The organism is Thalassospira australica (assembly GCF_000763295.1).
In the GTDB taxonomy this organism is placed as follows: domain Bacteria; phylum Pseudomonadota; class Alphaproteobacteria; order Rhodospirillales; family Thalassospiraceae; genus Thalassospira; species Thalassospira australica.
Genome location: NZ_JRJE01000032.1, coordinates 576,121 through 598,849 on the forward strand (window position 1 = coordinate 576,121; position 22,729 = coordinate 598,849).

The 22,729-nt window shown below is 54.9% G+C and carries 18 protein-coding genes; 12 read left to right on the forward strand and 6 right to left on the reverse strand.

Annotation, left to right across the window (positions count from 1 at the left end; translation table 11 throughout):
* The first annotated feature begins 50 nt into the window (after positions 1–50).
* Entirely contained in the window at positions 51–455 is a 405-nt protein-coding gene (locus JF44_RS0118825; protein WP_033070439.1) for a response regulator, read from the forward strand.
* Between the two features lie 72 nt (positions 456–527).
* On the opposite strand, the gene JF44_RS0118830 is transcribed toward JF44_RS0118825, so the two are convergent.
* Positions 528–1,478, reverse strand: coding sequence for an AEC family transporter (locus JF44_RS0118830; RefSeq protein WP_033070440.1), 951 nt, complete (start codon positions 1,476–1,478; stop codon positions 528–530).
* A 253-nt stretch (positions 1,479–1,731) separates the two neighbouring features.
* Between JF44_RS0118830 and rpmI the strand changes: the two genes are divergently transcribed.
* The 4 genes from rpmI (at position 1,732) to pheT (ending at position 5,901) form a co-directional block, all read left to right on the forward strand.
* Positions 1,732–1,929 carry a 50S ribosomal protein L35 gene (gene rpmI, locus JF44_RS0118835; RefSeq protein WP_008888575.1) on the forward strand — a complete coding sequence of 66 codons (198 nt, stop codon included), beginning with the start codon at positions 1,732–1,734 and terminating at the stop codon, positions 1,927–1,929.
* Between the two features lie 17 nt (positions 1,930–1,946).
* Complete coding sequence (rplT, locus tag JF44_RS0118840) at positions 1,947–2,303, forward strand: 50S ribosomal protein L20 (protein ID WP_008888574.1); 357 nt, start codon at positions 1,947–1,949, stop codon at positions 2,301–2,303.
* A gap of 114 nt (positions 2,304–2,417) precedes the next feature.
* Positions 2,418–3,488: a phenylalanine--tRNA ligase subunit alpha gene (gene pheS / locus JF44_RS0118845; RefSeq protein ID WP_033070441.1), complete on the forward strand. Its 1,071-nt coding sequence runs from the start codon at positions 2,418–2,420 to the stop codon at positions 3,486–3,488.
* Positions 3,489–3,492: 4 nt separating this feature from the next.
* A complete protein-coding gene (gene pheT, locus JF44_RS0118850; protein ID WP_033070442.1) occupies positions 3,493–5,901 on the forward strand; it encodes a phenylalanine--tRNA ligase subunit beta in 2,409 nt (802 codons plus the stop codon).
* 115 nt (positions 5,902–6,016) lie between these two features.
* On the opposite strand, the gene JF44_RS0118855 is transcribed toward pheT, so the two are convergent.
* Positions 6,017–6,493 carry a hypothetical protein gene (locus tag JF44_RS0118855; protein ID WP_033070443.1) on the reverse strand — a complete coding sequence of 159 codons (477 nt, stop codon included), beginning with the start codon at positions 6,491–6,493 and terminating at the stop codon, positions 6,017–6,019.
* Between the two features lie 104 nt (positions 6,494–6,597).
* Positions 6,598–8,607: a sensor histidine kinase gene (locus JF44_RS20050; protein ID WP_238318507.1), complete on the reverse strand. Its 2,010-nt coding sequence runs from the start codon at positions 8,605–8,607 to the stop codon at positions 6,598–6,600.
* A 591-nt stretch (positions 8,608–9,198) separates the two neighbouring features.
* On the opposite strand from JF44_RS20050, the gene lepA reads away from it, so the two are divergent.
* Complete coding sequence (gene lepA, locus JF44_RS0118865; RefSeq protein ID WP_033070715.1) at positions 9,199–11,004, forward strand: translation elongation factor 4; 1,806 nt, start codon at positions 9,199–9,201, stop codon at positions 11,002–11,004.
* A 130-nt stretch (positions 11,005–11,134) separates the two neighbouring features.
* Entirely contained in the window at positions 11,135–11,593 is a 459-nt protein-coding gene (locus JF44_RS0118870) for a heme-degrading domain-containing protein (RefSeq protein WP_052066049.1), read from the forward strand.
* Between the two features lie 24 nt (positions 11,594–11,617).
* On the opposite strand, the gene JF44_RS0118875 is transcribed toward JF44_RS0118870, so the two are convergent.
* The 3 genes from JF44_RS0118875 to JF44_RS0118885 all read right to left on the reverse strand — a co-directional run bounded on the left by JF44_RS0118875 (position 11,618) and on the right by JF44_RS0118885 (position 13,479).
* Positions 11,618–11,890: a hypothetical protein gene (locus JF44_RS0118875; protein WP_033070445.1), complete on the reverse strand. Its 273-nt coding sequence runs from the start codon at positions 11,888–11,890 to the stop codon at positions 11,618–11,620.
* A gap of 126 nt (positions 11,891–12,016) precedes the next feature.
* Positions 12,017–12,424 (reverse strand): GFA family protein, encoded by a 408-nt coding sequence (locus JF44_RS0118880; protein ID WP_033070446.1) that lies wholly within the window; start codon positions 12,422–12,424, stop codon positions 12,017–12,019.
* A gap of 32 nt (positions 12,425–12,456) precedes the next feature.
* Positions 12,457–13,479 carry an NAD(P)/FAD-dependent oxidoreductase gene (locus JF44_RS0118885; protein ID WP_202901536.1) on the reverse strand — a complete coding sequence of 341 codons (1,023 nt, stop codon included), beginning with the start codon at positions 13,477–13,479 and terminating at the stop codon, positions 12,457–12,459.
* A gap of 243 nt (positions 13,480–13,722) precedes the next feature.
* On the opposite strand from JF44_RS0118885, the gene tsaE reads away from it, so the two are divergent.
* Genes tsaE through addA form a run of 5 tightly spaced genes read left to right on the forward strand, consistent with a single transcriptional unit; the run spans position 13,723 to position 22,685 of the window.
* Complete coding sequence (gene tsaE / locus JF44_RS0118890) at positions 13,723–14,199, forward strand: tRNA (adenosine(37)-N6)-threonylcarbamoyltransferase complex ATPase subunit type 1 TsaE (protein WP_033070448.1); 477 nt, start codon at positions 13,723–13,725, stop codon at positions 14,197–14,199.
* Positions 14,196–15,320: an aminoglycoside phosphotransferase family protein gene (locus JF44_RS0118895; RefSeq protein WP_033070449.1), complete on the forward strand. Its 1,125-nt coding sequence runs from the start codon at positions 14,196–14,198 to the stop codon at positions 15,318–15,320. The genes tsaE and JF44_RS0118895 overlap by 4 nt, the downstream gene beginning before the upstream one ends.
* Positions 15,317–16,078, forward strand: coding sequence for a nucleotidyltransferase family protein (locus JF44_RS0118900; RefSeq protein ID WP_033070450.1), 762 nt, complete (start codon positions 15,317–15,319; stop codon positions 16,076–16,078). The genes JF44_RS0118895 and JF44_RS0118900 overlap by 4 nt, the downstream gene beginning before the upstream one ends.
* A complete protein-coding gene (gene addB / locus JF44_RS0118905) occupies positions 16,078–19,224 on the forward strand; it encodes a double-strand break repair protein AddB (RefSeq protein ID WP_033070451.1) in 3,147 nt (1,048 codons plus the stop codon). Before JF44_RS0118900 ends, addB begins: the two co-directional genes overlap by 1 nt.
* Entirely contained in the window at positions 19,221–22,685 is a 3,465-nt protein-coding gene (addA, locus tag JF44_RS0118910; RefSeq protein WP_033070452.1) for a double-strand break repair helicase AddA, read from the forward strand. The genes addB and addA overlap by 4 nt, the downstream gene beginning before the upstream one ends.
* The last annotated feature ends 44 nt before the right edge of the window (positions 22,686–22,729 follow it).

Sequence of the window (22,729 nt, forward strand, 5' to 3'; positions counted from 1 at the left end):
CGGCGTTTTGCCGTTCTGCCCCAAAAGGTCCAAGCCAAAGAGGGAATGCCATGCCAGCTGGAAATGATCTTCTGATCGTTGGAGTCGATGATGACCCCAAGAGTCTGGTTCTGCTGAAACGAATCGTTGAAAGTAGCGGTTTTTCGTTTCAGGGCGTTTCCTCTGGCAAGGAACTTCTCAAGTTATTGAAAACAAGGCGTCCGCGCATCATCCTGATGGATATCATGATGCCCGACATGAACGGCTTTGAGACAGCCCTGAATGTCCGGACCTATTTTCCCGATCTTGCCTGCGCGATCATCTATGTCACGGCCCGCCAGGGCGAAGAGGATCTGCGCGGTGGTGTTGCCGCAGGTGGGAATGATTTCGTTCTCAAACCCATCAACCGGGAAAAGCTGATGAGCCGAGTCGAAAAATGGATCGGGCGGGCCCATACCATCAAAACCGCAGTGTGACTCTTCTCTGCCGGTTTATTGTTTCTCATTGAGAATACCAAGCATTGTGATTACGGCGTGTGTTTTGTGGGGCTATGACCCAAGCCATGCCATGATCGGATCAATATAGGCTGAATACAGTGAAAAACTGATGACACCCAGTGCGGTCGTCACCAGTACAATAGATGAACTGCGCACGATATAGCGGTCATAGGTCGTCGCAACGACAAAAATATTGCCTGCAGTCGGAAGTGCGGCGAGTAGCAAAACGGCTTTGGTTTCAATTCCGATTTCGGTGCCGATCACCCAGAAGCTTAAAAATACAGCAATTGGATGGATGATCAGTTTGGCGACGGACATAGTGGCAAGCTCGGCGCGTTTTTCGGCAAGCGGGCGACCTACAAGTGCAACACCAATGGCAAACAGAGCAGATGGACCAGCGCTTTGCCCCAGCAAATCAAGCAGATAGTCCACACCATCCGGCCATTTAAGATCAAGCAAGCTTGCCATCACCCCAAATGCGATCGCCAGTACAACCGGGTTGGTCAGAGTGCCGCTTAAAATCTTGCTAACCGGATTTTCGCCCTTGGCATGTTTGGAGCCCTCAAGCAGCAACAGGGAAAGTGGCAGCATCACAATCAAATCAACCGCAAGGGCAACAATAAGCGGTACGGTTGCTGCTGGCCCCAATAAACCGACAATAAGCGGTAACCCCATGAACCCGACGTTCCCCATGGTGCCGCCAAAGGCAAACAGGGTTTGACAGGCAGGATCAAGATGGAACGCCCTGGCTGCGATCCAACGACAGAGGCCATAGACCAAAATGGTCGCGCCGCCATAGGCGGCTATGATCTCGGGTTGCCATATTTCTGCGGGGCTTCGCGTTGCAAGCGCTTTGAACAAAAGGGCAGGCAGGGCAAAGTAAAAGACAAAACCATTAATTCCGCGCATCCCGTCGGGGGTCACAATTCGGAATTTTCCGCCAAGCCAGCCAAGGCCGATCAGGGCAAAAAACGGCAAAATGATTGATGTAATTTCTGACATATGATCAAGCGGTTATCGAAATGTGCGATGGTGGGACGGGCGGCGAAATGTGATGTTGGGGCACAATGACCGCCCAATGCCGCAAAAAGCAAGGGGAAAGGCGTGAATTGGCCCTTGAAAAAGGTAAAGTCGGAGTCTATAACCACCCGTCCCCAAAACAGGTGGTGAGGCTGGAAGGTTTGTCATGAACTTTCAGGGCATGCCCAGCCGCCGTAGGGGATTTCGTTTTCATTGCTTTTGCAAGGATAGAAAAATGCCCAAGATGAAGACCAAAGCGAGCGCGAAAAAACGCTTTCGCCTGACCGCCAGCGGAAAAGTCCGTCACAACGTGGCAAACAAGCGCCACCTTCTGACTGCGAAACCGACCAAGATGAAGCGCCAGGCTCGTGGCACGGAGATTCTCTGTGACGCAGATGCCCGCATCGTCAAAAAATTCCTGCCGTACGGTTAAGGTTGAAGGAGAGTTAAATGGCTCGTGTAAAAGGGGGCGTGTCTTCACACGCTCGTCACCGCAAGGTTATTAAGGCTGCCAAGGGTTACCGCGGTCGCCGCAACAATACTTTCCGCACCGCCGTTCAGGCTGTGGAAAAAGGTCTGCAGTATGCATACCGCGATCGTCGCGTTAAGAAACGCCAGTTCCGCTCGCTCTGGATCCAGCGTATCAACGCTGGCGCACGTGAGAACGGTCTGAGCTACTCCCAGTTCATGAACGGCCTGAAGAAGGCTGGTGTTGAGCTGGACCGTAAAGTTCTTGCCGACATCGCAGTGCGTGAGCCGGAAGCTTTCAAAGCTCTGGTCACCCAGGCGCAGGCTGCACTGGACTGATAAACCTTTGTAAAAAGGTTTTATCGGCACTTGCCTGATTTGATCGGGGGCGGCCATATTGGCCGTCCCCTTTCTTTTTGTGATTTTTAAACCCAAGCCAAAGCGTCGGAAGTTATGGAAAACATCGAAGCATTGCGCGAAGAGGTTCTGGCGGAAGTCGAAAAGGCAGCGGATCTGACCGTGCTTGAAGACGTCCGCATCAGCGCCCTTGGCAAGAAAGGCCGTATTACCGGCCTGATGAAGAACCTTGGCAAGATGGACCCCGATCAGCGCCGTGAATTTGGTCAGACACTGAACGCCGTCAAAGACCAGGTTGCCAGCGCAATCGAAACCCGCAAAACTGCCCTTGAAGATGCTGCCCTTGAAGCACGTCTGTCGGGCGAGCGGATCGACGTCACCCTGTCTTCACGTCCGGATGAGACCGCGGGTCGCATTCACCCGATCAGCCAGACGATTGATGAAATCGTCTCGATCTTCGGCGAGATGGGCTTTGCCCTTGCCGAAGGGCCGGACGTCGAGGACGACTTCCATAACTTTACCGCCCTTAACATTCCGCCGGAACATCCCGCGCGTGAAATGCAGGACACCTTTTATCTGCCCGAACAGGAAGATGGTTCGCGCCTTGTGCTGCGTACCCATACATCCCCGGTGCAGATCAGAACCATGCAGTCGAAAACCCCGCCAATTCGCATCATTGCGCCGGGGCGTACCTATCGCTCTGACAGCGATATGACCCATACGCCGATGTTCCATCAGGTCGAAGGTCTGGTGATCGACAAGAAGACCCACATGGGTCATCTGAAGGGCTGCCTGCTTGAGTTCGTCAAAACCTATTTCGAACTTGATGATGTGCCGGTACGCTATCGTCCAAGCTTCTTCCCGTTCACCGAACCGAGTGCAGAAATGGATATCGGTTGCTCGCGTAAAGGCGGAGAGCTCAAGATTGGTGAAGGTGACGACTGGCTGGAAATTCTTGGCTGCGGCATGGTTCACCCGCGGGTTCTGTCTGCCTGTGGTCTTGATCCGGAAGAATATCAGGGCTTTGCCTTTGGCATGGGGATCGAACGTATTGCGATGCTGAAATATGGCATTCCTGATCTTCGCACCTTCTTCGATACCGATCTGCGCTGGCTGAAACATTATGGTTTTGTGCCGCTGGATGTACCGAACATGGTAAGGGGCTGAGATTATGAAATTCACACTGAATTGGCTAAAACAGCACCTTGATACCGATGCGTCGATCGAGGTGGTTGCCGAAAAACTGACTGATATTGGTCTGGAAATCGAAGACGTCACTGATCGCGCCGCAGCACTGGCCGACATCCGTGTCGCCCATATCATCGAGGCTGGTCAACATCCCGATGCCGACCGCCTGAAACTTTGCCGGGTTAATACTGGCGAGAAAACCATTCAGGTCGTTTGTGGTGCGCCGAATGCGCGTACTGGGATCAAGGTCGCACTGGCACAGCCCGGCGCGATCATTCCAATTGATGGCTCCAAGTTGAAACCGGGAAAAATCCGCGGTGTCGAAAGTCAGGGCATGATGTGCTCCACCCGTGAGCTGTGCCTGGGTGACGACCATGACGGCATCATCGAGCTGCCCGAAGACGCCGAAATCGGTGCACCGGTTGCCGCCGTTCTTGGTGCGGATGATCCGATCATTGAAATCGGCCTGACGCCGAACCGTCCGGATTGTACCGCTGTGCGCGGGATTGCCCGCGATCTGGCTGCGGCTGGCATCGGCACGCTTAAGGCCGATCCGCGTCAGGAAGCGGTCGCTGGTTCATTTGACAGCCCGATCAACGTCGCAATTAGCAGCGACATCACAGCAAAAAACGCAGTTCCGGCATTTTATGGCCGTTACATCCGTGGTGTGAAAAATGCTGAAAGCCCGGATTGGCTCAAAGCCCGTCTGGAAGCCATCGGTCTGCGTCCGATCTCGGCACTGGTTGATATCACCAACCTTGTGACCCACGATCTGGGCCGCCCGCTGCATGTTTTTGATGCCGACAAGCTGTCGGGTGACATCAATGTGCGCTACGCGACCAATGGTGAAAAGGTCGCAGCCCTTGATAACAAGGAATACGAACTTTCCGATTCCATGGTTGTCATTGCAGATCAGGCAAAGGCGCTTGGCATTGGCGGGATCATCGGTGGCGAAGAAACCGGCTGCCTTGAAGAAACCACCAACGTGTTTGTTGAATGTGCATTGTTCGATCCGATCAGCATTGCCAAGACTGGCCGGAAGCTTCAACTGAACTCTGATGCACGCTATCGGTTTGAGCGTGGCGTTGATCCGCAGTCGATCGCATGGGGCATGGAAGTCGCCACGCACCTGATCACGGAAATCTGTGGCGGTGACGTTTCGCATGTGGTTAAGGCGGGCGAAGTTCCCAACCCACGCAACAGCTTTGATCTGCGCATTGATCGGATCAAGGAATTGGGCGGTGTTGCCGTCGAGGCGGATCGTGCCATCGAGATTCTGAAATCGCTTGGTTTTGAGGTTAGTGGATCTGCACCGGTCATTACCGCTGTCGCACCAACCTGGCGTCCAGATATTATCGGTGAAGCCGATCTGGTCGAGGAAGTCCTTCGCATTGTCGGTTATGACAAGATCCCGACCGTGCCGCTCGAACGTGAAAGCAGCCTGCCGGTCCCGGCCCTGTCACCAATGCAAAAGCGTGTTGGTCTGACCCGTCGTGTGCTGGCATCGCGTGGCCTTTATGAAACCGTGACCTGGGCATTTACCGATTCGCGTTGGGCCAAACTGTTTGGTGAACTCAAAGACGGTCTGTATCTGGCCAATCCGATCAGCTCGGATCTTGATATCATGCGTCCGAATGCCTTGATCAATATGATCGCGGCTGCGGGTCGCAATCAGGCGCGCAGCTTTGCAGATCTTGCGTTGTTTGAAGTCGGGCCGGAATTCTTTGGTGATCAACCGGGCGATCAGCGTCTGGTGGCTGCTGGCCTTCGTGCCGGATCGACCACCGCGCGCAGTTGGACCGGTTCCCGTCGTGATGTTGATGTCTTTGACGTCAAGGCGGATGCCGAAGCCCTGATTGATGCGCTTGGTGCAAATGCCGCAAACGTTCAGGTCAATACAGACGGTGCGCCAAGCTGGTATCATCCGGGGCGTTCAGCAGCCCTGCAGCTTGGCCCGAAAAACGTGCTGGGCTATTTCGGTGAATTGCACCCCAAAGTGTTGAAGGCACTTGGTGTTAAAGGTCGCGTTGTGGCGTTTGAGCTGTTCGTCGAAAACCTTCCGATGCCGAAGAAAAAAGGCACGTCCCGTCCGCCGCTGAATGCTTCAAGCTTCCAGTCGGTTGAGCGTGATTTTGCCTTCCTGCTTGATGAAGATGTAAAGGCCGACGCCATTATCAAGGCTGCCAAAAGTGCTGATCGCAACCTGATCACGGATGTGACGATCTTTGATCTCTATGCTGGCAAGGGTATCGAGGATGGCAAGAAATCATTGGCCTTCTCAATCACCCTTCAGCCGACCAAGGCAACGTTGACCGAAGAAGAAATCGAAGCGGTCAGTAAAAAGGTTGTCGCGGCTGTTGAAAAAGCAACAGGTGGCTCCTTGCGCGCTTAACTCCGCATCGGGAAACCAAAAGCAATAGAAACGGGCCGCTCCTGCGTGGGGTGGCCCGTTTTTGTAACTGGGTTATATTTTACGGTGTGAATTTCAGGCCCAAAAGCGGTTAAATTTACCGACCGGGGCGCTTGCGCAGAATGGCATATTCGTCTTCATCCAGATCAAGCGCGATCAGGTCGGGACCATTGGTAAAGATGTGCCATTCCATATCGGTGTCATCGCATTCGATGGCAAGTTGATCGACCATGCTGTTCCATTCGCAGCTTTCACGATCATCATCAGCGTCCAGTCGCCCCGTGCCGTTGTCATACAGTCGCATGACCAGAAGCTTCTCATCCTCGTCAATCGAATAAATGGCATATGTTTCGTTTGCAAAACGGTAGTTGATTTCTGCGCCATCAAGCCTGCGCCAGCCGCGTGGCAACGGTTCGCCCGGTTCATGTTCGGCAAAGTAATGTGCAAGTGTTTGCATATGGCTGTCGTTCATGGTGCGCATGTCTGAGCCACAGGCTGTCAGGGCCATAAGGCCCAGCATCGCCAGCACGGGATTGATCAGGGGGCGGCATGACAGGATCGTGGCTTTGAACATCTATTGCTCCATCGCAGGCAGAGGGCAGCTTTTACCCGGCTGCCGGTTTCTGATGAAACAATAAGCAAGATGCTTGCCACACCGACGCAATGTGTCCCGGGCCATCAGGCGGAATGATGTACCCGCAAGGTAAAGATGATCGTTGTGCCGGGGTCACTGATCGGGCGGCTGGTATCAAGCCAGATGCGCCCGCCGTGCTGTTCAACGATCTTCCGACACAGCGAAAGTCCAAGCCCGGTTCCGGAAAACTCGTCCTTGTGCAGGCGCTGGAACAGGCGGAAAATCCGTTGCGCGTGTTCCGGGTGAATACCAATCCCGTTGTCACGTACCGAAAACCGCCAGAAATCATGCATGATCGGATCGGGTTCGACGGTTACTGAAATGTGCGGTGGCACGCCGGGGCGGCGATATTTGATCGCATTGGACAGCAAATTCTGGAACAGCCGCGATAGGCCAATTCGGTCACCCTTGATGGTCGGAAGGTCATCATGGGTGATGGTGGCCTGTTCCCGGCTGATTACATCCTTAAGATCGGCTTGCGCTTCATTCAGGACCAGGTTGCAGTCAATTTGATTAAATTCGTCTCCGGTGGTGCCGGTTTTGGCGTATTCAAGCAAATGACTGATCAGTTTATGCATCCGTTTGGCACCATCAACGGCATAGTCGATATATTCATCGGCTTCCTGATCAAGGGTGCCTGCGTAACGCCGTTTAAGAAGCTGGGTATAGCTTGCAACCATGCGGAGCGGTTCCTGCAGGTCGTGGGACGCAACATAGGCAAATTGTTCAAGGTCTTCGTTGCTGCGTTTGAGCTGATCAAGCGTATCGCGCAGCTTGTTGGCGTTTTCAACGAACTCTGTCACATCACGCGCGCTACAAAAGACCAAACCGTCAAACGGCCCGATACAATGCCATGCCAGCCAGCGCACGTTATCCTGGCGATCAAGAACGCGCAGGATTGATTTGGCATCACCAAGCATGGTGTTGTTATCGCTTTTCTGGCGCATGGCCGTCATGGCGGTTTGCTGATCATCGGGCACGAAAAGCTTGAAGAATGGCTGGTTGACGATGTCATGTACGTGCAACCCGACAAGATCTTCAAGTGCCGGGCTAAACCCGCGCAGGACACCTTCGGTATCAACAGCAATGGCTGGTTCCGGTGTATGGCGCAGGTATGTCTCGAACGGGTGGCACAACTCCTGCTGGGATGCGGTTTCCAAAAGCAGGACCGATGCAAATTGTCGGTCACTTTCAACATAGCGATGTGCCATCAGATAGAAACGCTGTGTCCGGTTGGCCGTGGTGGCGATATCGACCATTGTGCCAACCCGCTCGTCGGGCCAGACATTATCGATCAAAGGACCGCGCAATCGGTTCAGCGATGCAGGCGACAGTTTATCGAGAAAATCTGCCATGGTCGGGCTGATTTTTGCGCCAGTTGGCCCCAATATCTCAGGCCAGTTCAATTGTGTTGTCAGTTTGCCGTCAGGTGTATCAACGGGCCAGCTTATTACCGCGCAGCCGCATTCTGACAGGGTGTTTTCCGTATCGCTGAAATGTTCGGCCAAGTGGGCTGCGCGCATGTGCTGGCGTTTCAGGCGTTGCCACAACCACAAAGAAAGCCCGCAAAGTATGGTCATGGCCATCACAAACATCAACGCATGCAGGATAAAGGCATTACGCCAGTTTGCCAAAAGCGTGCTACGCGGTGTGTAAGTCACGACAATCCGGTCGATTTCCGGCAATTTGCTATAGGCCAGAACCATAACTTCACTGCTGTGAACGCACAGCAGTGAGTCCCGTTCTGTCTGCTGTGTGCTGATGTATTCACCCAAATCACCGATCAGATGCGGCGGGATAAAGCCTTCGATCTGCTCAAGCTGATTGTTGAGCAGGCCAACCGTGATGTTTGAATTGTTTTCGACAATCGCTTGCAGGTCGGCATCATTATACAACAGCAACATTGTGCCGAGTTGATAGGTTGTTGCTTCAAGCTCGGCGCTGGCATGTTCAATTGCGCTGTCATAGAGCGTCTTCTGAATGAAAAAGAATGAAAATAGCAGAACAAACACACCCGTCAGGGTCAAAGCCGCAAGCCGCTTACGCAATGTCACAAGGCTGCGTCGTGACAGGGGGGGCTCGATTGACGTTATGAACATGTGTTTGAGGTGTCCCTGTCAAAAAGACTGTCGCATTCCATAAGCTTGAAATCTATGTTCTTTTTGTTTGGTTGAAAAGGCTGCAAACGAACCAGCTCATGTGATTTATAACGAAACTTCCATGTGTTAGGTGCTGCTTCAAATCTCCAAACATAACGCGTTAGGGTGTAGATGAGCGTAACCGGATCGTTCCAAGGGCATCGGCTTTGAACGCTTGGTGGGGTGAACATAACACAACGCTTCTAATTCAGCGCAAAAACCCCTATAAACCCGCTGGTGATTGATCCGGGAAATCATCAATTCGATTTCCTGATTGATGCAATGATCACGCAAGGCGGGTCTTCCTGTTTATGTCTGTCCGTTCGACGGATGTGATCCAACCCATCGTCGCTGCCGCCAACGGCCTGCAGACGGGGTCGGACCGCAACAGCAAGACTTGCGATTTGCAGGTTATTGATCAACCGGTTACATGGTGATCACACCGTTTAGAAATTTATGTGCCACGCGGCGGAATGCCTGCCAATTATAGTGCCAGAAGCAGCCAAAATGACTGACCTTAAGAACATTCGTAACTTTTCGATCATCGCGCATATCGACCACGGAAAATCGACCCTGGCGGATCGCCTGATCCATTTGACCGGTGGTTTGACGGATCGTGAAATGGCCGAACAGGTTCTCGATTCGATGGATATCGAACGTGAACGCGGCATTACCATCAAATCCCAAGCCGTGCGTCTGAAATACACCGCCAAGGATGGGCAGGAATATACGCTCAATCTGATGGATACGCCGGGCCACGTTGACTTCGCCTATGAAGTTTCACGCTCGCTTGCTGCGTGCGAAGGTTCGCTTCTGGTGGTCGACGCCGCCCAGGGGGTAGAGGCACAGACCCTAGCAAACGTTTATCAGGCAATTGATAACAATCACGAAATCGTGCCTGTCCTGAATAAGGTCGACCTGCCTGCGGCAGAACCCGACCGGGTCAAGGAACAGATCGAAGAAGTGATTGGCATTGATGCCAGCGACGCGGTGATGATTTCAGCCAAAACCGGCCTTGGTGTGCCCGACGTCCTCGAAGCACTCGTGCACCGTCTGCCCGCCCCGACCGGGGATGCCGAAGCACCGCTTGAGGTTCTTCTGGTCGATAGCTGGTATGACGCCTATCTCGGTGTGATGATTCTTGTGCGCGTGAAGGAAGGGACCCTTAAAAAGGGTCAGAAAATCCGCTTCATGAATGCCAAGGTCACCCACACAGTTGACCGCGTGGGTGTCTTTACACCCAAACCGCTGTCGATGGATGAATTGGGTCCGGGCGAAGTTGGCTTTATCAACTGCGGCATGAAAACTGTGGCCGAATGTGAAGTCGGCGACACGATCACCGAAGAAAAACGTCAGTGCGCCAAACCGCTGGCTGGCTTCAAGCCGTCCATTCCGGTGGTGTTCTGTGGCATCTTCCCGGTTGATACCAGTGAATATGAAGTGTTGCGCGATGCGCTTGAAAAGCTGCATCTCAATGACGCATCCTTCCAGTTCGAGCCGGAAAATTCGACCGCCCTTGGTCTTGGTTTCCGCTGTGGTTTCCTTGGGTTGCTTCATCTTGAAATCATTCAGGAACGTCTGGAACGCGAGTTCGAGCTTGATCTGATCACGACCGCCCCCTCGGTGTCTTACAAGATCACCATGAGCAAGGGCGAAGAAATCATGCTCCATAACCCGGCTGATTTCCCCGATGTCACCAAGATCAAGGCGATTGAAGAACCATGGATCAAGGCATCGATCATGGTGCCTGATGAATATCTGGGCGGCATTCTGACACTTTGCACCGAACGTCGTGGCATTCAGCAGGATCTGACCTATGTCGGCAATCGGGCGATGGCGGTTTATAAATTGCCGCTCAATGAAGTCGTGTTTGATTTCTATGACCGCCTGAAATCGATTTCGCGTGGCTATGCCAGCTTTGATTACGAGATTGCCGGGTATGACGAAAGCGATCTGGTCAAGGTTTCCATCCTGGTCAACGACGAACCTGTCGATGCGCTGGCCCTGATGGTCCACCGATCAGCTGCTGAATATCGCGGGCGTGAGATTTGTAAACGTCTTAAGGACCTGATCCCGCGTCAGATGTTCCGTATCGCCATTCAGGCCGCCATCGGCGGCAAGGTGATTGCCCGTGAAACGGTTTCGGCACTGCGCAAAGACGTGACGGCCAAATGTTACGGTGGTGACGTGTCGCGTAAACGTAAGCTGCTTGAAAAACAGAAGGCCGGTAAAAAGAAAATGCGTCAGTTCGGCAAGGTTGAAATTCCGCAGACCGCCTTTATCAATGCGCTCAAGATGGGCGACGATAAATAAGCTGAAGTTACGTTATCGAAACAAAGGCTGTGTCCGTTTGCGGGTGCAGCCTTTTTTCTTTGCTGTTTTCATCCCCGTCCGTGCTGGGGTATGGATGGCGGACTCAATCTCATATCGCAGGAGCCAACAGATGGATCTCGAAAATCTGGTCAAACAGGAAGACGTTTTGGTGTTTGATCGCTTTGATGAAGACACCGCCTGGTCCATTGGCTCGAAGCTGGTCGGTGTCGCACAGGCGCAAAATGCCCCGGTGGCGATTAATATTCGCACCCCGGATCGCACCCTGTTTCACGCATCCCTTTCTGGTGCAAAGCCCGCCAATGACGCGTGGGCACGTCGCAAAAGCAATCTGGTCTTGCGTGAACATGTCAGTTCAATGCGCTTTGGCGCAGAGCTCAATGCCAAGGGCAAGACGCTTGCCGACCACGGGATTGATTTTGCTGACTATGCCGACCACGGCGGCAGTTTTCCGATCCGGGTTGCCGGTGTTGGGGTGATCGGCGCGATCACGGTATCGGGACTGGCATCACATGAAGATCACGGCATGATCGTCAGCGTTTTGGCCGAACATCTTGGCGTGTCGGTTTAGGTCCAGCCGCAAGGCAGGCCGGATTTACTCTTCCAGAATGGCCTGAACCTTATGAGACACCCATTTTGATATGATGGTTGAACCGGCGACCAAAAGGCCGATGGCAACCGCTGTTCCAATGACAATCATGAAGCTGCCGCCCGAACGCCCGTGCATCATCATTTGAAGGGTGGCTTGGAACGTTACCATCAAAAGTAAGGTACCAAGCAGAAGCGTACCTGAACCAAACAGCATCAGTTTGCGCATATTCACTGTGCGACGGCTGCTCTTTTGGTCTTCCTGATCTTGGTTGCTCATGGCAGGCCCCTAATGGTGATGTGTACAATCGCTACTGTAAGTAACAGTTTGCACAGCCTGTCATGATTGAGCCCCGAGGACCAGAGGAGAGGCAAAAATCCCTGTTTATGGTCGACTTAAAAAGGGTTAGCTGCCTGTATCGAAGTGATCGATTTCGGGGTCAATCCCGGCAAAGCTTTTAAGGGCCGTGCGCATCCAAAGATGTTTTTTAGCCTTGAACGGGGCCGGGTCATCGAACGTGCCAAGACGGAAATCGACGAAGCTGTCATCTGATCCGTTGCGCCAGGTGATGCTTGATCCGCATTTTGGGCAAAAGCCGCGAAACTTGCCCGGTGAGCTTTCATAATCGGTCGGTGTGCCGTTCCATGAAACGGCACTGGCCGGAAAGCTGACAAAGGTCGAGACACCCGAGCCACTATCCTTGCGACACATGCCACAATGGCAATGATTGCCGCCAATCGGATCACCAGAAGCAGAAAAGCGCACCGCGCCACAAAGACAGCCACCGGAATGGATAGCAGGATTCGTGGTCATGGTGCGCTTTCCTGAAATAGCGTTGGTTTTAATTATTCGTTCGGAACACCTGTGGTGGTCGAATATTCGAAATGGAATTCCTTATCCGGGAACAGATAGGAACGCGCAGCATGAATGGCGCTGGCTCCTTCGGCAAAGCCTGACAGGATCAGTTTGAGTTTATGCTCATAGGTGGCGATATCGCCGATTGCAAAGATGCCCGGAACCGATGTTTGCATCGTCGCCTGAGTGACCCCGATATGGTTTTTATCAAGGTTAAGACCCCAATCGGCAATCGGGCCCAGTTCCATTGCAAGGCCAAAGAACGGCAGAAGGTGATCGGCTTCAAGCTCGCGTTCTTCGCCCTTAAGTGTTGCGACAACTACGTGCGACAGCTTGCCGTTGTCGCCCTTAAGGCCCTTGAGCTGATAGGGAATGACCATTTCAATCTTGCCTTCATCGGCAAGGGTTTGAAGCTTTTTGCTGCTGTCCGGGGCAGCACGGAATTTCGGGCGACGGTGCACAACCATGACCTTTTCGGCAATATCATGCAGTGATAACGCCCAATCGACCGCGGAATCACCACCACCGGCAATCACGACTTTCTTGCCGGCAAAATCAACGCGGCGTTTGACATAATACTGAACCCCGCCAGACCCTTCGTAATCTTCAAGGCCTTCCATCGGTGGCTTGTTGGGGCCAAAGGCGCCACAGCCAGCGGCAATCACGACCGCACCGGCATCAATAACCGCGCCCGTGCTGGTTTCCAGCGTAAAGCGTCCGTCATCGCGCTTTTCAAGTTTGGTTACCTGCTGACCCAGATGATAGGTCGGTTCAAACGGGGCGGCCTGTTTCGCCAACTGATCAATCAGGTCCTGACCTGCGATCTGCGGATGGGCGGGAATGTCAAAAATCGGCTTTTCAGGATACAGCGCGCTGCACTGGCCACCGACCATATCAAGTGCGTCAATCACATGTGATTTAAGCCCCAGCATACCGGCTTCGAAAACCGCAAAAAGTCCCACGGGGCCTGCGCCAATAATGGCAATATCTGTGCTATGCGATGCGTCTGACATACTCATTCCGTCCAAATAAAATCAAATTTGGGTAGGGTGCTGACCCCAAGCCCGGTGGTGTGCGGGAAAACTGTTAGCTGCGAAATAGCATTTGGGGCCGTCAATCGCAACGGAAACCGGGCAAATTTGCTGTGTGTGCCATGTTTTGCTGTGACCTTGATCGCGATTCCGTAAAATCATTGCGAAGCGGTTGTCAGTCACCCTACAACAGAACAAACAAACGCCATTCAATCGACGGATATCATGATCAAAACAGTCACTGTCAGCGATCAAAACGGGACCGAAGCCCTTGCCGCAAAATTGGCCGCCATTGCCAAGCCGGGTGACGTGATCCTGATGCATGGCACCTTGGGTATGGGTAAAAGTGCGTTTTGCCGGGCCTTCATTCGGGCGGTGGCTGATAACCCGCACGAAGAAGTCCCCAGCCCGACCTTCACGCTGGTCCAGATTTATGAGCTGGATCGTCTGCCCGTCTGGCATTTCGATTTGTATCGCTTGTCTGACCCCGAAGAGGTTCATGAACTTGATATCGAAGATGCCTTTGCGGATGCTGTCAGTCTGATTGAATGGCCTGATCGGTTGGAATATCTGACCCCAAAAAACCGTCTTGATATTCATATCGATCCCGGATCAAGCCCCGATGGGCGGGTATTTAAGCTTGAACCACATGGGGATGACTGGGTTCAGCGGATCACTGATCTTAACGAGGCCCCCCAATGACGCGCGCCACACCCGATCAGGAGCGCCGCAATGCCGAACGACAGGATTTTCTGGTGTCTTGCGGCTGGCAAAATGCGCAAGTGTCTCCGCTGGTCGACGATGCTTCGGCACGGAAGTATTTTCGCCTTGAACGCCGACACGACACCGCGCTTTTGATGGATTTCCCGCCAACAGCCATTCATGTCGATCCACATGGCATCTTTGATGACCCGGAACGTCCGGCCTCGGTCGTGCCGGTGTTGAAAACGACCGAGCTGTTCAAGCGGGCAGGCTGGCGTGTGCCGGACATTCAGGCCGCCGATGAAAAACGTGGTTTGCTGCTGATCGAGGATTTCGGCGATGTGACCTTTACCGAGGCGCTTCAGGGCGGAGCAATGTTTGACGGCCTTGGACAGGAAGCCCTGTATTTGCGTGGGGTCGCGCAATTGATAACCCTGCATCGGTTCTGTGACGCGGGCGGGATGACCGGATGCGACTTGGTGCGCTATGGCCCCGACAATCTGCGTCGCATGCTTGATAGTTTCAAAACCGACTATCTGCCGTTGATCATCACCGATCAAGCAAGGCGTGCAATCGCCATCAAAGATTTTGACAAGCTGCTTGATGATGTCTTGCCGCTTTGCTGGCAGGCAGGCGATGTGATCATTCACCGCGATTATCATGTTGATAACCTGATGCTGGTTGAAAATGGCGACGGGGGGGATGATTGCGGGATCATTGATTTTCAGGATGCCGCCATTGCCCCGCGGCCCTATGATCTGGCCTCGCTTTTGCGCGATGTGCGCCACGATATTGGCCCGGATCTTGAAGCGCGGATGACGGAATTCTATCTTGCAGCTTTTCCAAATATTGATCGTTCTGGTTTCGAAACATCCTATGTTGCGGCATCAATGGTGCGCAATTTCCGTATCCTTGGGCGGTTTGGTTGGCTTGCGATCAAGGCGGGGAAAACCCGCTATTTCGATTTTATTCCGCGCTGCTGGGAACTGATCTTGCGCGGGGCAGGGGAAAACCTGCCAGCATTGCAGGATTGGGTGGAAACCCATATCCCGCCCGATGCCCGCAAGGCCCCAAAAATTTTCACGCCGCATCCCCCGGCCAGCAAAGAGGCACAAAGATGACCGCACCGGCACAAAAGGCACAGGCCATGGTTCTGGCAGCGGGGCTGGGCAAACGCATGCGCCCGATCACTGATACAATGCCAAAACCACTGATACCGGTTGCAGGCAAGCCGATGCTTGATCATGTGCTTGATAAACTTGCGGCGGCCGGGGTGGATAAGGCGGTGGTCAACAGCCACTACCTTGGTCGGCAGATCACGGATCATGTTGCCACCAGATCAGCACCCGCCATTGTTACCTCGCCCGAGGAAGACTTGCTTGAAACCGGCGGCGGGGTGAAAAACGCGCTTTCGAAACTGGATGCAGAAGCGTTTCTGATTGCCAATGCCGATGTCTTCTGGACCGAAGGGACCGAACCGCTTTTTGATCGCCTGATCAATGCGTTTGATCCGGATCATATGGACGCCCTGCTTGCGGTTTATCCGGTTTCGGACGGCTATGGCTATGACGGCGCGGGGGATTTCTTCTGGCAGGTGGATGGTCGGTTGAAACGCCGGGGTGATGCGCCATCAGCCCCCTATTTCTTTACCGGCGTTCAGGTGCTTTCGCCACGCCTGTTTGAAGATACGCCTGATGGAGCCTTCTCGCTGAATGTTGTTTATGACAAGGCGCTGGCGGCAGGGCGGTGTTATGGTCTGGTGCATGATGGCGGGCATTTCCATATCGGCACACCAGAGGCCCTTAAAGAGTCTGAGCCTGTCATCGCCAAGGCGCTTGAGGTGGAGCGGGCCAAGCAAGCCGCATTCGGGGGAAATTGATGGCTGACCTGTTTGATGTTCTGGACGCACCTGATTACGACGATGCCTCGTTTGCAGGCACGACAGAGCCGCCATCAAACCTGTTTTTCATCCCCCCGGGCGAAGCCTTTGCCGATCTGATCGCCAAACAACTGATCGTTGAAACTGTAGATCGGCCCGATGAACTGCCAGATTACGTTTTGATGGTGCCTAACCGTCGTTCTGCCAAGGTCATGCGCGATGCGTTTTTGCGCCAATCGGGTGGGGCCGTGACCCTGCTGCCGACCATTCGGCCACTGGGCGAGGCAGACGAGGACGAGCTTGCGATTTATGGTGCTGGCGGGGAACAGGCGGCTTTGGATCTGCCGCCCGCCATCCCGGATCTACAGCGTAAATTGCTGCTGACCCGTCTGATCATGAACCGGCCCGATCATCGCGGTGAAAACCCGACTGCCGATCAGGCCGCCCGTCTTGCCGGGGAACTCGCAAGGTTTCTTGATCAGGTACAAACCGAAAACTGTGCCTTTGACGATCTCGAAGGATTGGTGCCCGAAGAATTTGCCGAACATTGGCAGCTCACACTGGAATTTCTGCAAATCCTGACCCTGCATTGGCCCGACATTCTGAAATCCCAGGATGTCAGTGACCGGGCGATGCGCCGTAACGCCCTGATCAAGGCGCAAATTGACCTTTGGGCAGAAAACCCGCCAGAAACGCCGGTTTTGATTGTTGGTTCCACCGGGCCGTTTCCGGCCTTGCGGGATTTGATGGGGGCGGTTCTTGCCATGCCCAAGGGCCGTGTGGTTCTGCCCGGTCTGATGCAGGGGCTTAATCACGAAGACTGGGCGGCGATTGCCGATGATGCTGCCCATCCACAACATTTGCTGGGCAAAACGTTGGGCCATATCGGACGTCATGCCGATAGTGTTCTGCCTTGGCCTGCCCTTGTGGACGATAGCCCGGCAACGATCGAGCGCCGACGTCTGGCGCGCGAAGCCTTGCGCCCGGCCAAAACCACCCATCATTGGCGTCACATTGCGGGGTTTGCGTCTGATGTTCTAGATGGCGTCTTGCGCGTGGATTGTTCCGGTGCGCGTGAAGAAGCCACCACCATTGCCCTTATGATGCGCGAGGCATTGGAACATCCCGAAAAGACCTGTGCACTGGTCACTCCGGATCGCGGCTTGGCGCGCCGTGTCGCGACCGAATTGCGGCGCTGGGAAGTTGAAATTGACGATTCGGCGGGTATTCCGCTGCATGACACAGCACCGGCGATTTATCTGCGCCTTGTCGTGCGTACAGTACAGGAAGAATTCGCCCCGGTCCCACTTTTGGAACTGTTGAAACATCCGCTTTCGGCGGCGGGCCTGTCGCCGGAAACCTTCCGCGTTTTAACCCGGCTTCTGGAAAAGGAAATCCTGCGTGGTGCCCGTCCGGGGCCGGGTTTGGATGGCTTGCAAACCGCCCTTGACGGGTGGCGCGATGAGCAGATTGAGCGGCTTAAAAACAGTGGTTCGGAAAGTGCAGCAAGCCGGATTGAACGCGTGCGGGGTGATCATGATCGCTTGACCGATCTGGTGGCACGCTGCGCGGCCTGCCTTGAAGCGCTTTCTGACCTGAACGCTGACAAGGCCTTGTCACCGGTTCATGCGCTGCGCTGCCATATCTCGGCCGCCGAGTCCTTGGCTGCAAGTGATACCCAATCGGGTGCTGATCGGCTGTGGCGCGGGGACGCGGGTGAGTCGCTTGCCGATTTCGTGCATGAATTGCTCAATGCACTGGGTGAGTTCACCCATATGCCCGGAAATCGATATGGTGCGTTTCTTGATGCCCTGATGGCGGATCGTGCGGTGCGCCCACGCTATGGCAAACATCCGCGTTTGTTTATCTGGGGCACGGTCGAAGCCCAGATGCAGCAAGCCGACCTGACCATTCTCGGCGGCCTTAACGAAGGCGTCTGGCCACCCGAAGCCGGGGCCGATCCATGGATGAGCCGCCCGATGCGGCGCAATTTCGGTTTGCCTGCGCCCGAACACCGGGTCGGGCAATCGGCCCATGATTTCCAGCAACTATTTTGTTCGCCCGATGTGGTCATGACCCGTGCGCTGCGTATCGAAGGCACGCCGACCGTGCCGTCACGCTGGTTGTTACGGATTGAAAACATTTTGCGGAAATCGGGTGTTTCGATGGAAAAGCCCGAAGCAAACGATTGGCGTGCGTTGGCGGAAACGCTTGATGAACCCGCCGATGACATGCGGATCAAAATTGGTCGTCCGGCACCAAAACCCCCTGTATCAGCCCGCCCCGATCGCTTGTCCGTTACGCAGATCGAAACATGGATGCGCGACCCATATGCGATCTATGCCCGTCATATCCTTGGTTTGCGCAAACTGGACGGGGTGGATGAAGACCCTGGTGCAGCGGATTACGGCAATCTGATCCATGATGCGCTTGATCAGTTCATTGCCCGTTACCCGGATCATTTACCCCCCGATGGCGAAAACGAATTGATCATGATTGGCCGCGACGTTTTCAAGCCGCTTGCTGCGCGCCCCGGCCTTTGGGCGTTTTGGTGGCCACGGTTTGAGCGTATCGCCAAGTGGTTCATTCAAACCGAGGCCGCGCGCCGTGATGCCATTCGCAAATCCTATACCGAACAGGCCGGAACCCTTGATACCATCAGCGGCTTTCAGGTCTATGCCCGTGCCGACCGCATTGATCAGCTTCGTGATGGCGGGGTCGCGATCATTGATTATAAAACCGGTGCGCCCCCCAGTCAGGGCGACGTTGCCAACGGTTTTGCGCCGCAGTTGCCCCTCGAAGCTGCCATTGCCGAAAAGGGTGGTTTTGGTGATGTCCCCGCCGGTCCACCCGCCAGCATGGCGTTTTGGAAGCTTTCAGGCGGTGATCCGGCCGGCGAGATTGTTGAAATCAACACAAACCGAATGAAAACCACCCCGGCTGAACTCGCCCATGCGGCAGTGGATGGCGTCAATGGTTTGGCTGCGGCCTTTGCCGATCCCAATACGCCCTATCTCAGTGTGCCGCACCCCGATCACGCCCCGAAATATTCCGACTATGTCCATCTGGCACGCCTGCGCGAATGGATGGGCAGCGAAGATGTCAGCGAGGATATTGATGATAGCGGGGAGGGCGAAGCGCCATGACCGAAATGCGCGGAGCCGATCCCAACGTCCTGCAACGCAATGCGTCTGATCCGACGGCATCGGTTTGGGTGTCGGCATCCGCCGGGGCGGGCAAGACCAAGGTTCTGTCTGATCGTGTGCTGCGCCTGATGCTGTCAGGCACCGAACCCCATCGCATCCTCTGTCTGACCTTTACCAAGGCCGCAGCGGCTGAGATGGCCAACCGTGTCAATGAACGGTTGGGGCTTTGGGCGACGATGGAGGATCGCGACCTTCAGGCCGATCTTGCCAATCTTGCCGGAACAGCCCCCAGTGCCGATGAAACCATTCGCGCGCGCCAGCTTTTTGCCCGCGTCCTTGATGCGCCGGGTGGGATGAAAATCCAGACCATTCATGCGTTCTGCCAGTCATTGCTGCGCCGCTTTCCACTGGAAGCAGGTCTCGCACCGCATTTTGAAATTATGGATGACCGCACAGCGGCCGAAACCATGGCCGATGTGCAGGAAGAGGTGCTGGCCTTTGCCCGTACCGGCCGCGATGACGATCTGGCGCATGCGTTATCTGTTGTGACAGGCCAAGTTCGCGAAGGTGCCTTTGGCGAGGTCATGAGCGAATTGGCCCGTGAACGCGGGCGGCTTAAACGCATGTTGGCCAATCTTGGTGGTGCCAATCGCATGCGTGATGCGGTCTATAAGGCGCTTGGTGTGCAGGTTGGACTGGATGATGAAACCATCCTGAGCAAGGCGCTTTCGGATGATGCTTTTGACCGCGATGGATTGATGCGCGGGCTGGCCGCACTTGAAGCCGGAACCAAAACCGACAAGGCCCGCGTCCCGGCATTGGCGCAATTTCTTGAAAAAACCACGGTCGAAGCCCGTTTGGCGGTGTTTAACGATTATCGCAGCGTGTTCTTTACGACCGCTGGTGAACCGCGTGCCAAACTGATCACCAAGGCAGCGGCGGAAAACCACCCGATGGGGGCCGATGCGCTTGAGCAGGAATGCGCGCGATTGGTCGAGGTTGAACGCCAGCGCAAGGCAGCCGCCATGGCCGGTGCAACATCGGCGCTGATTACCATCGGCAATGCCATGCTGGACCGTTATGCCACCAAAAAGGCCCTGCATGCCCGCCTTGATTATGATGACCTGATCCTGACCAGCTTGCAGCTTTTGCAACGTCAAGCGGGGATTGCCGGTTGGGTGTTGTTTAAGCTGGACGAAGGCCTTGATCATGTCCTGATTGACGAGGCACAGGATACCAACCCTGAACAATGGGAAGTGGTTCGCATTCTGGCCGAGGAATTCTTTATCGATGCCGGGCGCCATGCCGATAAGCCGCGTACCATCTTTGCCGTTGGGGATGCGAAACAATCGATCTACAGCTTCCAGCGGGCCGATCCGGAAAAATTCGCTGAAATGCGCCGCTATTTCCGCGAACGGGCGCGTGAAATTGAAGCAGACTGGCGCGAAGTCCCGATGAACATATCGTTCCGGTCGACCGATGCGGTGCTGGGCACGGTGGATCGCGTCTTTGCCGGGGCGGTTGCAAAACAGGGTGTCGGGGATGAAGGCGATGACGTTGCCCACAGTCCGTTCCGCGTCGGGCAGGCCGGGCGGATTGAATTGTGGCCCGCCGTCGAACCCGAAGAACGCACCCCCGAAGATCCCTGGACACCCCCAACCCGTATTGTGCGGCTTGAAGATCCGGAAATCAGGCTGGCGCGCGTCATTGCCGGGCGCATCCGCCATGCGATTGATGAAAAGGAAATCCTGACATCGCGGGGGCGTCCGGTGCGGGCCGGGGATTTCATGATCCTTGTGCGCCGTCGGACTGCGTTCGTGGATGAGGTCGTCAAGGCGCTCAAGGAACGTAACGTGCCGGTTGCCGGTGTTGACCGTATGCAGATCACCGATCAGCTTGCCGTGATGGATCTGGTGGCATTTGGGCGTTTTCTTTTGATGCCTGAAGATGACCTGACCCTTGCCGAGGTGCTTAAAAGCCCGTTGATTGGGCTTGATGACGATCAGTTATTTGAAATTGCCCATAACCGTCCCAGAACCCTTTGGCATGCGCTGCGTGAAAAGGCCGCAATCGTCGAAGACGGATCGCCATTTGCCCGCGCCTATGTCTTTTTGTTCAAATGGTTGGGCCGGGTTGATTACGAACGTCCGTTTGAACTGTATGCCGAGCTTCTTGGCGGGCGCGGCGAAAACGCACGTGGCGTGCGTGCCCGTCTGGTCGGGCGTCTGGGGATTGAGGCCAACGACCCGATTGACGAATTCCTCAACCTTGCCATGGGGTATGAGGCCGATCACGCACCGACCTTGCAGGGTTTCCTGCACTGGTTGATGGCCGGTGATGCGGAAATCAAGCGTGACCTTGAACAAAGCGGGCGCGATGAAGTGCGCATCATGACCGTGCATGGGGCCAAGGGCCTGCAGGCACCAATTGTGTTCCTGCCCGATACGATGCAGGTGCCGACACAGGCCCCCAACCTGTTCTGGCAGGAAGATCGTAATTTGATGTTCTGGTTGCCGCGTGTAGCGCTGGAAACGGATGTTGTGGCCCGTTTGCGTGATGCAAATGCCATCAAGCGTGATCAGGAATATAACCGCTTGCTGTATGTCGCGCTGACCCGTGCCGAAGACCGGCTTTATATCTGTGGCTGGCAAGGTCGGCGCAAGGCGCCCGAGCATTGCTGGTACAATCTGTGCCAACAGGCAATGGAAGGCTACGCCAAGCCCGAACAGATCGATTTGCGGGCTTTCTCCGGTTCCGGGTGGGATGGCGAAGGCTGGGTATGGGAAACCGATCAAAGTCAGGCCCCGAAACCCGACAGGTCGGAGGCTGATAACATTGCGCCAGAAGGCCCAAAGCGCAGCCTGATCCGGGCTGTTGCCCCACAGGAATCCTTCCCGCCCAAACCATTGGCGCCCAGCCGCCCGCTTGAGGACGAACCTGCCGTGCAGTCCCCGCTTGGCGGGGATCAGGGGCAAAGCTTCAAACGTGGATTGCTGATCCACAAACTTCTGGAATTGCTGCCCGATCTGCCTGAAAAGGCCCGCCGTGCTGCGGCTGAGCGGTACCTTGCTCAGCCGGTTCATGCGCTGGAACCTGATCAGCAGGTCGAGATCGCAAATGAAACCCTTGGCATTTTTGATAACCCGGAATTTGCCCCGGTCTTTGCGCCGGGATCACGGGCCGAGGTGCCCCTGGTCGGGATTGTTGGCGGTGACGTGGTGTCGGCCCAGATTGACCGGCTTGTCGTGCGCGATGACGAAGTGATGATTGTCGATTACAAAACCAATCGTCCGCCGCCACGCGATGTCGAAGATACACCGTGCGCCTATCGCCGTCAGATGTCGATCTATCGTGCGGCACTGGCGCAGATGTATCCGGGCAAGAAGGTCAGGTGCTTTATTCTGTGGACCAACGGGCCATGGATGTCGGAGCTGCCCGACCATATTCTGACATTTGGTTGATGTGTGCGACTCTGCGGGATGTTTGGCTTGGCGCATGGAACATG